The organism is Chitinophaga rupis (assembly GCF_900109685.1).
Lineage (GTDB): Bacteria > Bacteroidota > Bacteroidia > Chitinophagales > Chitinophagaceae > Chitinophaga > Chitinophaga rupis.
In genome coordinates this window covers 19,419-30,951 of sequence record NZ_FOBB01000017.1, presented here as the reverse complement: position 1 = coordinate 30,951, position 11,533 = coordinate 19,419, and the positions used below count along the sequence as shown (strand labels likewise).

Here is an 11,533-nt window from a genome sequence, read left to right as displayed (position 1 = left end):
TAAAAGGGCTTCCTTTAATTGTTTTTCCTTATCTGTATTGGAGGCTCCTGCTTTTAGGTCCGGTGAGCCAACTGCTGGAGCATTTTTAACTACTGGCAGCTGATCCTGGCTGTAATGCCTTTCGTACCAGGACACCATACTCCTAACGACCTCTCTGTTTTTAAGGCCGTACTTCTTTGCCAACTCCCCATAGCTTTGATCTGTCGATAGATATTCCCGGGCAACGCTGATTTTCAAGGTCTCGGCGTAGATAGGAGGTGGTCCTAATGATTTTCCTTTCATGTTAGTAATTTAATTAATCCTTAATTAACCCCCAACATGTAAAGTCAATTCTGAATCAATACAGCTTATGTAAGGCTTACTAATAAATGAACTCTAGCTTACTACCGGCAGGTTCTTATCCGGTACAACTTATTACTAGGGCTTATTGATGAGCAAACCTTAGCCTGCTACCGGCAGGTTCCTATCCGGCGCAACTTATTACTATGGTTTACTGATAAATGAATGGAGACTTACCACTTGCTTACCCGTACAAGAAGCCATCGGCAGGGCATAAAAAAAGGGGCCATGCCCCTTATTAACAATAATATCACATATAATCACACGTTATTCACATACATACCAACACTATCCACACTCACAGGGGTATAAATCCCCGGTAAGCCCAATAGAAAGGACAGTTCTCCCCTGTGGAAAAAATTTAGAATGCATTTTTTCGTTAAAAAGTGGGAAAAAGTGTTATTTTGTGTTAGAAAATGGATTTCAAGGATTTTCGCCCCCCAATATGACAGGTTTTCTCGGTGAATATGAGGCCACGCTGGACGCAAAAGGGCGCTTTCTACTACCTGCTGGTTTCAAAAAGCAGTTAGCGGAAGGGGCCGGCGAGCAGTTTGTGCTGAACCGGGGGTTTGAAAAGTGTTTGACCTTGTATCCGATGAATGAGTGGCAGCCCATATTTGAACGCATCAGTAAGCTGAACGATTTTGACCCGAAAGTTAGGGAATTTCGCCGCTACTTTTTGAACGGCGCCACCATTCTGGACCTGGATAGCGCAGGCAGGTTATTGATTCCCAAGAATTTAATGACCTATGCCAGCCTGGAGAAAGACATTATACTGGCAGCAGCCACTAATAAAATCGAGATCTGGGATATAAGTAAGTACCAGGAGTTCTTTGAAAATTTCTCACCAGGAGCCTTCAGTGATCTGGCGCAACAGGTGATGACCGGAGACGGTAACGCTCAAAGCTAAATGCAAAACGCTTAACGCTATAGTAAACCCGGACCTGGGTACCATAACGTGGAATTTAGCATTAAAAACAAGCGTTCAGGCGCCACGCCTTCAGCGGCTGGCATAATTAATAAGTCATGGAAGCATCTCAATATCATTTACCAGTACTGCTGCAGGAAGTTATAGACAACCTGCAGATACGCCCGGACGGCACTTATGTGGATGCCACCTTTGGTGGTGGCGGGCATTCCAGGGCCATCCTTTCGCAGTTAGGCCCTAATGGCCGGCTGCTGGTATTTGACCAGGATGAAGATGCCTACCGCAACCGTATTGAAAACGAGCGCGTAACCTTTGTACAGCACAACTTCCGCCATTTACAGCGGTTCCTGAAACTGTACAAGGCTACTGAGGTAGACGGTATACTGGCAGACCTGGGCGTGTCCAGCTACCAGTTTGATACCGCTGAAAGAGGTTTCAGCACCCGCTTTGAAGGCAATATGGATATGCGCATGGATACCCGCTCCCCGCTTACCGCATCACAGGTGCTCCAAACCTATTCAGAAAAGGCGCTGCACCTGCTGTTCCAGGAATATGGAGAGGTTACCAACGCCCGTACTTTGGCCAAAACCATTGTAACGCAGCGTAAAACGCATCCCCTGCGCACCATCAGCGAATTTAAGTCCCTGATACAGCCCATTGTAAAAGGCAATCCGCAAAAGTACCTGGCACAGGTGTTCCAGGCATTGCGTATAGTCGTGAACGATGAGCTGGGCGCACTGAAAGAGCTGCTGCAGCAATCAGCGCAGGTATTAAAGCCGGGGGGCCGGCTGGCCGTTATCACCTTCCACTCGCTGGAAGACAGGCTGGTGAAAAATTTCATGAAAACTGGACAGTTCGAGATCCAGGACTCGTCTTACGATTTCACTACTGCCCCTCCCCCTAAGACCTTCCAACTGATTACCAAGAAACCCATCACCGCAGGCGACGCAGAATTGAAGCAGAACACAAGAGCAAGAAGCGCTAAACTGAGGGTGGCGGAGAAAATTTAATCTAAAATCTACTACCGTGTTGCAGGAAGAGTTATTGGAAGAAGAAATTGAACAGGAAGAAGAAAGTCCGGAAGTACCGGAGGCGCCGGAACAGAAAAAGGAATGGCGCCTGCGCATCAACTACCGGGCCCTTACGCAAAACATGCCCTTCATCCTGTTCCTGAGCTGCCTGGCGCTGGTGTACATAGCCAACAGCCACTTTGCGGAAAAAAAGATCCGCAACATTAACAAGCTGGGAAGAGAAATAAAAGAGCTGCGCTGGGAATACCTGAATGTGAAAAGTGAGCTGATGTTCCGCAGTAAAATGAGTGAGGTGAGCAAAGCCGTAGAACCGCTGGGATTGAAAACGCTCAACAATCCACCGCAAAAAATTGAGATTAAAAAGAAAGAGAAGTAAGAAATACCGCTTACTTCATTTCATCATATATGGAAGTAAAGAAAGACATACTATGGCGCGTTTACCTCTGCTTTATCGGCATGGTGCTGTTTGGCGTGGTAATACTGGCTAAGGTGTTCATACTGCAGAATGTAGAAGGCAACTACTGGCGCAGCATGGCCGATAGCCTGCACACAAGCTATGTCTCGCTGGATGCGGAAAGAGGGACCATTTATTCAGAGGAAGGGAGAATGCTCTCTACCTCTATCCCCTATTTTGATCTGCGGATAGATTTTGCCGCCGATGGCCTGCGCGATAAGAACGGACAGGTGTTTAAAGAGAACGTGGATTCATTATCCGGCTACCTCTCCCGCCTGTTTGGCGACCGCACCACTGCGGAATACAAGCAGCTGCTGCGGGAAGGGTATAAAAGCAAAGACCGTTACTTTCTGCTGAAACGTAACGTGCCCTTTAATCAGTACCAGGAACTGCGGACCTTTCCCATGTTCCGGCTGGGGCCCAACAAAGGCGGGCTGATAGCAGAAACCCGCAACAAACGTATTAATCCCTTTAAGCTGCTGGCCAACAGAACCATTGGCCTTTCAAGGGAAAATGCCCAGAACGTAGGCCTGGAAAGAACCTACGACGCATACCTGAAAGGGGTAACCGGTAAACGGCTGATGCGCCGCATTGCCGGCGGCACCTTTGTACCAGTAGAAGGATATGATATTGAGCCGGAAGATGGCCATGATGTGAACACAACTTTGGATGTGAACATGCAGGACATTGTAGAGAATGCCCTCATGAATATGATGGTGGAAAATGAAGCAGAACACGGCACCTGTATATTAATGGAAGTAAAGACCGGCAAAATAAAAGCCATCGCCAACTTAGGCCGGCAGCCGGATGGCAGCTACTTTGAGGACATGAACTATGCCCTGCAGGTAGGCGAGCCGGGATCTACTTTCAAGCTGGCCACCGTGATCTCTGTGCTGGAAGACAGGTACACCACCATGAATGGTATGGTAGACCTGAACTACGGACGCTGGCAGGTAGGCCGCAGAACAGTATATGATTCTGAGCCGCACCACCGTACCAACGTAACCGTTAAACAGGCCTTTGAGCTGAGCTCTAACGTAGGTATGGCCAAGCTGGCCTATCAGTATTACAGCAAGCAGCCCAACAACTTTGTAGCACATTTAAAAAAGCTGCACCTGGATAAACATACCGGTATTGACCTGGAAGGCGAAGGATGGCCGGTGATAAAAACCACCGCATCCAAAACATGGAGCGCTACTTCCCTGCCCTGGATGGCGTTTGGGTACGAGGTGCTAATAAGCCCGCTGCAAACCTGCATGTTATATAATGCAGTAGCCAACAACGGTAAAATGATGAAACCGTACCTGGTAAATAACATTATGGAGTACGGGCAGGTGCAGAAACAGTTTGAGCCAACAGTAGTAATGGACAGCATTTGCTCCCGCAGCACGCTGAAGCAGGTGAAGAAAATGCTGGAAGGCGTAGTGTTGGAAGGCACTGCAAAAAAATTATGGACACCGTATTACTCCTTTGCCGGCAAAACCGGTACCGCACTGGTAGCCAATGGCAAAAGAGGATATGCAGATAAGATCTACCAATCCTCATTTGCCGGTTATTTTCCGGCAAATGATCCGCAGTTTACCTGCGTGGTAGTGATCAAGAATAAAGCGCATGCCGCAAGGTTCTACGGCGCATCCGTAGCAGGCCCGGTGTTCCGCGAAGTGGCAGATAAATTATATGCCATTGCCGTGGAAAAACAAAAACCGCTAAAAACCACCGTTCGCCTGGATTCTATGCTGGCGCTGAAGAACGGCAAAGGCAGTGAGCTGAAGGAGATCTTAACTACCCTGCACCTGCCCTGGCAGGGCCCGGCGGTAACCAGCACCAACTGGGTAAGCGCATCAGTGAATGAGCAGCAGGTAGCGCTGGAACCGGTAAAACAGCTGAAAGGCGCAGTGCCGGATGTAAAGGGAATGGGATTAAAAGATGCACTGTATTTGCTGGAAAATGCAGGACTGCGTGTAGAGATCAGAGGCTCGGGTAAAGTGATCGCACAATCCATACCCGGGGGCAGTAAGATAAGCAGGGATCAAACGATCGTAATTGAACTGAACACTTAAAAAAATTACAGACCTGGCCGGTTTTAAGAACCGGCCAGGTCTTAGAAGTATAAACGCAGCATGCAGTTATTAAGAGACATATTATACAGTGTAAGCATCCAGGCGGTGCATGGAAATAATAATATTTCCGTGAACGAGCTGCGCATAGATTCCAGGGCTGTAAAGTCCGGCGATGCGTTCATTGCCATAAAAGGGGTACATACCGATGGCCATACTTTTATTGCAAAAGCCATTGAGCTGGGCGCAGCTGCCGTGATCTGTGAAGTGCTGCCGGAAACGCTGCAGGAGCAGGTATGTTATATACAGGTAGCAGACAGTACGCATGCCTGTGGCGTAATGGCCGATAACTTTTACCAGCACCCCTCCCGTAACCTGCAGCTGGTGGGTGTTACAGGCACCAATGGTAAAACCACCATTGCCACCCTGCTGTTTAAGCTGTTTACAAAGATGGGTTACCATTGCGGATTGCTGTCTACCGTACAAAACCAGATAGGCGATACCGTTATACCCGCTACACATACCACCCCGGATGCCATCAGCCTTAACGCGCTGCTGGCCCAGATGGTGGCAGACGGCTGCCAGTATGCGTTTATGGAAGTAAGCTCCCATGCCGTGCACCAGCAAAGGATAGCCGGTTTAAAGTTTGCCGGTGGTATTTTCAGCAACATCACACACGATCACCTGGATTATCATAAAACCTTTGATGAATACATCCGCGTAAAGAAGGCTTTTTTTGACGGCCTGCCTAACACCGCGTTTGCGCTCACTAACCTGGATGATAAGCGCGGCAATGTAATGCTGCAAAATACCAAAGCCCGCAAAGCCACATACAGCCTGCGCACCATGGCCGACTTTAAAGGCAAGATCCTGGAAAATAATCTTACAGGGCTGATCATGCAGGTAGGTGAGCAGGAAGTGCACTTTCGTCTCATCGGGGAATTTAATGCCTATAACCTGCTGGCAGTATATGGCGCTGCTGTATTGTTGAACCAGGATAAACATACCGTACTGCAGGCCCTGAGCAACCTGCAGGGTGCAGAAGGCCGCTTTGATTATATTCTATCAGACAACCAGCGCATTATCGGGATCGTGGATTATGCACATACCCCGGATGCTTTGCTGAATGTGCTGGCCACTATCAAGAACCTGCGCAAAGGAAATGAGCAGGTGATCACCGTGGTAGGCTGCGGGGGCGACCGTGATACCGCCAAACGCCCTATAATGGCGCAGGTAGCAGCAGAGCATAGTGATAAGGTGATACTGACCTCCGACAACCCGCGCTCTGAAGATCCTGCAGCTATTATACAAGCTATGGAAGCAGGCGTGCCGGTGCACCAGAAGAAAAAAGTATTGTCCATAACCGACCGGAAGGAAGCGATCAAAACCGCTATCAGCCTGGCTAACCCGGAAGATATTGTTTTGGTGGCGGGAAAAGGACATGAAAAATACCAGGACATCAAGGGCGTAAAACACCCGTTTGACGATAAAGCCGTGCTGCTGGAAATGATGCGGATGATGGAAAAATAGAATGTACGAGGACTAACTAACTTATGCTATATTATTTATTTAACTACCTGAAAACTGAGTTCAACATCAGTGGTAGCGGCATTTTCCAGTTTATCACCTTCCGGGTGACCATGGCATTGCTGCTTTCCCTGGTTATTTCCCTGCTGTTAGGGAAACGCATTGTGCGCTTCCTGCAACGCAAACAGATCGGTGAAACGATCCGGGAGCTGGGCCTGCAGGGCGAGAACACGAAGAAGGGCACCCCTACCATGGGTGGGCTCATCATCCTGTCGGCCATTGTGATCCCTACCCTGCTGTTTGCCCGGGTAATGAACGTATACATCCTGCTGATCGTACTATGCACCATCTGGCTGGGGCTGATCGGTTTTATAGATGATTACATCAAGGTATTTAAAAAGAATAAAGAAGGCTTAGCCGGTAAGTTCAAAGTGCTGGGGCAAATAGGCCTGGGCCTGATAGTAGGTACTACCTTATACTTTAATGATAATGTAGTGATCTCCCGTGAAGTGCAGAATGCAAAACCCATAGCCTCGTATGAACGGGTGATCAGTAAAACAGAAAGGACCACCAAGGAAGGAAAACGTTTTGTGGATGTAAAAACCCCCATCACTACTATTCCCTTTGTAAAAACGCATGAATTCAACTACTCCCGGCTAATCTCCTGGATACCGGGTGCTGAGAAATATACCTTCATCCTGTATATTCTGATCGTGATCTTCATTATCACGGCCGTGTCCAACGGGGCCAATATAACAGACGGGCTGGATGGGCTGGCCACAGGCGTTTCTGCGGTCATAGGTATTTGTTTGGGGGTATTTGCCTATGTATCCGGTAACATACAGTTTGCGGAGTACCTGAATATTATGTACATCCCCAACCTGGGTGAGCTGGCCATTTTCATAGCTGCCTTTGTAGGCGCCTGTGTGGGCTTTCTCTGGTACAATGCTTACCCGGCGCAGGTTTTCATGGGCGATACGGGCAGCCTGGCATTGGGCGGCATTATTGCATCCCTGGCCATTATTGTGCGGAAAGAATTGTTGATCCCTATTTTCTGCGGTGTGTTCCTGGTAGAGAACCTGAGCGTAATGATACAGGTAAGCTATTTCAAGTACACTAAAAAGAAGTATGGCGAAGGACGGCGCATTTTTAAAATGTCGCCCCTGCACCACCATTACCAGAAAATAGGATACCATGAAAGTAAAATAGCCGTACGCTTCTGGATAGTAGCCATTATGTGCGCGGTAGTAGCCATTGCAACTTTAAAAATGAGATAATAATTGAATAAGAACATACAATATCATCCAACAGCAGCAGACAGCACCGGCAGTACCAAACGCCTGGTGATCCTGGGCGCCGGAGAAAGTGGTATTGGCGCGGCTTTGCTGGGCAAACAGCAGGGTTACGAGGTATTTGTATCTGACGGAGGAGTGATCAAAGACAACTACAAACAGGAAATGGCAGTGAACCATATCCCGTTTGAAGAAGGCCAGCACTCCTGGGATGTGATACTGGGTGCAGACGAGATCGTAAAAAGCCCGGGCATACCGGAAAAGTCGGAGCTGATGAAAAAGGTGCGTGAAAAGCAGGTACCGGTAATTTCAGAAATAGAGCTGGCTTACCGCTTCAGCAAAGATGCAAAGATCATAGCCATTACCGGCAGCAACGGCAAAAGCACCACCACTGCGCTTACCTACCACATATTTAAAACGGCCGGCTACAACGCCGCCATGGCAGGTAACATTGGTATCAGCTATGCCAGGCAGGTAGCCACTGCACCGGTAGAATATTACATTATTGAGATCAGCAGCTTTCAGCTGGACGATATCACCACATTCAGGCCCCATGTAGCCATTTTACTGAACATAACACCCGACCACCTGGACCGTTATGACTATAAGATGGAAAATTATGTAGCCTCCAAGTTCAGGATAGCCATGAACCAGACAAAAGATGACTATTTCATTTACTGCCTGGACGACCCGGAGATCAGGAATTATATGAACGAAAAAACTATTTACTCAACAACAATACCTTTTACCATCATGGAACCATTGAAGAAAGAAGGCGGATCTATAGCAAACGACCAGGTGAATATAAAACTGAATGACGATCCGGTGATCGTGTCGATCTATGATCTTGCTCTTAAAGGCAAACATAACTTATACAACTCAATGGCAGCAGGTATTGCAGGTAAAACCATGGACATACGGAAAGAGAAGATCCGCGAAAGCCTTACCTCTTTCAAGAGCCTGGAGCACCGTATGGAATATGTAGCCACCGTGCGTGGGATAGACTTTATTAATGACAGCAAAGCCACCAATGTAAACTCATTGTGGTTTGCACTGGAAAGCATGGAGCAGCCGGTAGTGCTGATCATGGGCGGAGTAGATAAGGGTAATGACTACAGTGCCATTAAAGACCTGGTACAGGAAAAGGTAAAAGGGATTGTTTGCATGGGAGTAGATAACAAGCCAATACAGGACGCGCTGAGCAGCGCCACCCCTGCTATGGTAAATACCAGCAGCATGAAAGATGCGGTGCAGGAAGCCTTTAAGCTGGCTGCCAAAGGAGATGTGGTATTGCTCTCCCCTGCCTGCGCCAGCTTTGACCTGTTCAAGAATTATGAGGACCGAGGCAAGCAGTTTAAGGAAGCGGTAAGGGAATTGTAAAAGTTGGCAGTATGCAGTGGGCAGTTGGCAGTCATTTAAGCGACTGGTCAACCTGACCGCAAACTGCAAACCGCCAACTGCAAACTTATTAAAATGGGTGATTTTCTTTATAGGACAAAAGGTGACAAGGTGATATGGGCGATCGTGGTCTTCCTGTCGCTGGTGAGCTTGTTGGCGGTATATAGCGCCACAGGCTCACTGGCGTATAGGGAAAGAGGCGGCCACACGGAGTATTACCTGTTAAAGCAGCTAACCGTACTGGTAATGGGCTTGCTGATCATCTACTTTGCGCACCGGGTGAATTATACTATTTATTCCCGCGTAGCGCAGATAGGGTTCATCATTTCCATACCTCTGCTTATTTACACCCTGGCCTTTGGATCGCATATTAATGATGCCAGCCGCTGGATACGGCTGCCTATTATTAACCTTACGTTCCAAACATCGGATGTGGCCAAGCTGGCCATTTTCATGTATGTAAGCCGGCAGCTGTCCAAACGGCAGCATGTGATCACCGACCTGAAAAAAGGATTTTTGCCCATCATTATACCGGTAGGCATTATCTGTGTGCTCATTATGCCGGCCAACATGAGTACGGCCTTATTGCTGGGTGCCAGCTGTATGCTGTTATGTTTTATTGGCCGCATACCGGTAAAATACCTGGCTGCCATGATGGCCATGGGCGCAGGATTGGTGCTGCTGATGTTTGTGGTAGCAAAAGTTTCAGGCATGGAAGGCCGTACCAAAACCTGGTTAAAAAGGATCGAGCATTTTACCAATAAAGAGAATTCAGAAACGCCTTACCAGGTGCAGCAGGCCAATATTGCCATTGCAGGCGGCGGCTTTTTAGGTAAAGGGCCCGGTAACAGTACGCAGCGGAATTTTTTACCGCATGCGTATTCTGATTATATATATGCAACAATTATCGAGGAGTATGGTATCTTTGGCGCCTTTTTGATCTTAATGGCTTATATGCTGCTGCTGTTACGCTGCATCCGCATCTACCGGAAATGCCCCTACGCATTTGGGGCCTTCCTGGCATTAGGGCTCAGTGTAACGCTGGTGATACAGGCGCTCACCAATATGGCGGTAAACGTAGGCGTATTCCCGGTTACAGGGGTTACGCTGCCCATGGTAAGTATGGGTGGATCGTCCGTAATATTTACCAGCCTGGCCATTGGCATCATATTAAGTGTGGCCCGCAACGTAGAGGAAATGGAAGGCAAAAAGGCAGAGCAGGAAAGAATAGCGAGAGTACTCGCAGAGCAAGAGGAGGAGGAAGAATACGAGGAGGCGTAATTAATAATTAAGAATTAATAATTAATAAGGTAGTGCGGAGTGGAAAAAGTGCGGTTAATTAATTCTTAATAGATCACTGGCAAGGAGCAAAACATAATCATATTAATCATTAATTATTCATTATTAATTAAATGGCGCGTAAGGTAATAATAGCAGGTGGTGGTACCGGAGGACATATCTTCCCGGCAATTGCTATTGCCAATGCGTTGAAGAAGATAGAGCCCGGCATAGAGATCCTGTTTGTGGGCGCCAAGGGCAAAATGGAAATGGAGAAGGTGCCGCAGGCAGGTTACCAGATAGAAGGTTTGGATATTGCAGCATTTAACCGCAGCAATATGCTCAAAAACCTGGCGCTGCCCTTCAAGATCATAAAAAGCTTAAACCAGGCCAGTAGTATATTAAAAAGCTTTCAGCCCAATGTAGTGGTAGGCGTGGGCGGTTACGCCAGCTTTCCCATGTTGCGGAAAGCACAGCGCAAAGGCATTCCAACCTTAATACAGGAGCAAAATTCCTTTGCCGGCAAAACCAATAAGATCCTGGGGCGTAAAGCCAGCCGTATTTGTGTGGCGTATGACGGCATGGAAAAATTTTTCCCGGCAGAAAAGCTGATCCTCACCGGCAACCCGGTAAGAAGCAGCATCACACAATCTGCTGTAACCCGGCCCGAAGCGTTGAAGCAGTTTGGCTTGCAGGAAGGTAAAAAAACAGTGTTTGCTTTTGGCGGCAGCTTAGGCGCCAAATCCATCAGCGAAGCATTGAAAGCCCTGCAGCCGGAATTTGTGGAAAAAGATGTGCAGCTGATCTGGCAAACGGGTAAGCTATATTATGAAACAGCCAAAGCAGCCGCCGTACCCTACACATCGCACATAAAGGTGTTTGAGTTCATTAACCTGATGGACTTTGCGTACAAGGCAGCAGATGTAGTGATCTCCCGCGCAGGCGCTATGACCATTGCAGAAGAATGTGTAGCTAAAAAGCCGGTGATCTTTGTGCCGTATCCATATGCAGCAGAAGACCACCAAACGTTTAATGCGCAGGCGCTGGTAAGCAAACAGGCCGGGCTGCTGATCAAGGACAGCGAGGTAGGCAAAGAGCTGGGTACTACCCTCTTTAGCCTGTTGCAGAACAAAGCCCTCACGGAGCAATTGGAACAAAATATTGCAAAGCTGGGCAACAGCAATGCAGATATGATCATAGCACAGGAAGTGTTGAAACTTATTTGAGAT

At 47.9% G+C, this 11,533-nt stretch carries 10 protein-coding genes; 9 read left to right on the top strand and 1 reads right to left on the bottom strand.

Annotation, left to right across the window (positions count from 1 at the left end):
• The coding region (locus BMZ54_RS32505) for a transposase (RefSeq protein ID WP_143081222.1) at positions 1 to 282 on the bottom strand (282 nt) is incomplete at its 3' end.
• A gap of 502 nt (positions 283 to 784) precedes the next feature.
• Here BMZ54_RS32505 and mraZ point away from each other — a divergent pair.
• The 9 genes from mraZ to murG all read left to right on the top strand — a co-directional run bounded on the left by mraZ (position 785) and on the right by murG (position 11,530).
• A complete protein-coding gene (gene mraZ / locus BMZ54_RS32500) occupies positions 785 to 1,249 on the top strand; it encodes a division/cell wall cluster transcriptional repressor MraZ (protein WP_089921417.1) in 465 nt (154 codons plus the stop codon).
• Positions 1,250 to 1,365: 116 nt separating this feature from the next.
• On the top strand, positions 1,366 to 2,277 hold the full coding sequence (gene rsmH / locus BMZ54_RS32495) for a 16S rRNA (cytosine(1402)-N(4))-methyltransferase RsmH (RefSeq protein WP_089921415.1): 912 nt from the start codon (positions 1,366 to 1,368) through the stop codon (positions 2,275 to 2,277).
• Between the two features lie 16 nt (positions 2,278 to 2,293).
• Positions 2,294 to 2,674 carry an FtsL-like putative cell division protein gene (locus tag BMZ54_RS32490; protein ID WP_238386755.1) on the top strand — a complete coding sequence of 127 codons (381 nt, stop codon included), beginning with the start codon at positions 2,294 to 2,296 and terminating at the stop codon, positions 2,672 to 2,674.
• Between the two features lie 29 nt (positions 2,675 to 2,703).
• Positions 2,704 to 4,812, top strand: coding sequence for a penicillin-binding protein (locus tag BMZ54_RS32485; RefSeq protein WP_089921413.1), 2,109 nt, complete (start codon positions 2,704 to 2,706; stop codon positions 4,810 to 4,812).
• A gap of 60 nt (positions 4,813 to 4,872) precedes the next feature.
• Positions 4,873 to 6,339 carry a UDP-N-acetylmuramoyl-L-alanyl-D-glutamate--2,6-diaminopimelate ligase gene (locus BMZ54_RS32480; protein WP_089921412.1) on the top strand — a complete coding sequence of 489 codons (1,467 nt, stop codon included), beginning with the start codon at positions 4,873 to 4,875 and terminating at the stop codon, positions 6,337 to 6,339.
• 23 nt (positions 6,340 to 6,362) lie between these two features.
• Positions 6,363 to 7,613 carry a phospho-N-acetylmuramoyl-pentapeptide-transferase gene (gene mraY, locus BMZ54_RS32475; RefSeq protein ID WP_089921410.1) on the top strand — a complete coding sequence of 417 codons (1,251 nt, stop codon included), beginning with the start codon at positions 6,363 to 6,365 and terminating at the stop codon, positions 7,611 to 7,613.
• Between the two features lie 3 nt (positions 7,614 to 7,616).
• Entirely contained in the window at positions 7,617 to 9,008 is a 1,392-nt protein-coding gene (murD, locus tag BMZ54_RS32470) for a UDP-N-acetylmuramoyl-L-alanine--D-glutamate ligase (protein WP_238386754.1), read from the top strand.
• 93 nt (positions 9,009 to 9,101) lie between these two features.
• Positions 9,102 to 10,307 carry an FtsW/RodA/SpoVE family cell cycle protein gene (locus BMZ54_RS32465; protein ID WP_089921408.1) on the top strand — a complete coding sequence of 402 codons (1,206 nt, stop codon included), beginning with the start codon at positions 9,102 to 9,104 and terminating at the stop codon, positions 10,305 to 10,307.
• Between the two features lie 131 nt (positions 10,308 to 10,438).
• The gene (murG, locus tag BMZ54_RS32460; protein WP_089921407.1) at positions 10,439 to 11,530 is read left to right on the top strand and encodes an undecaprenyldiphospho-muramoylpentapeptide beta-N-acetylglucosaminyltransferase; all 1,092 of its coding nucleotides are present in this window, start codon (positions 10,439 to 10,441) and stop codon (positions 11,528 to 11,530) included.
• Positions 11,531 to 11,533: the final 3 nt, after the last annotated feature.

Coding starts and splice junctions, on each gene's coding strand:
- mraZ (WP_089921417.1), top strand. CDS start 785: ATGACAGGTTTTCTCGGTGAATATGAGGCCACGCTGGACGCAAAAGGG.
- BMZ54_RS32485 (WP_089921413.1), top strand. CDS start 2,704: ATGGAAGTAAAGAAAGACATACTATGGCGCGTTTACCTCTGCTTTATC.
- BMZ54_RS32480 (WP_089921412.1), top strand. CDS start 4,873: ATGCAGTTATTAAGAGACATATTATACAGTGTAAGCATCCAGGCGGTG.
- rsmH (WP_089921415.1), top strand. CDS start 1,366: ATGGAAGCATCTCAATATCATTTACCAGTACTGCTGCAGGAAGTTATA.
- murG (WP_089921407.1), top strand. CDS start 10,439: ATGGCGCGTAAGGTAATAATAGCAGGTGGTGGTACCGGAGGACATATC.
- mraY (WP_089921410.1), top strand. CDS start 6,363: ATGCTATATTATTTATTTAACTACCTGAAAACTGAGTTCAACATCAGT.
- BMZ54_RS32465 (WP_089921408.1), top strand. CDS start 9,102: ATGGGTGATTTTCTTTATAGGACAAAAGGTGACAAGGTGATATGGGCG.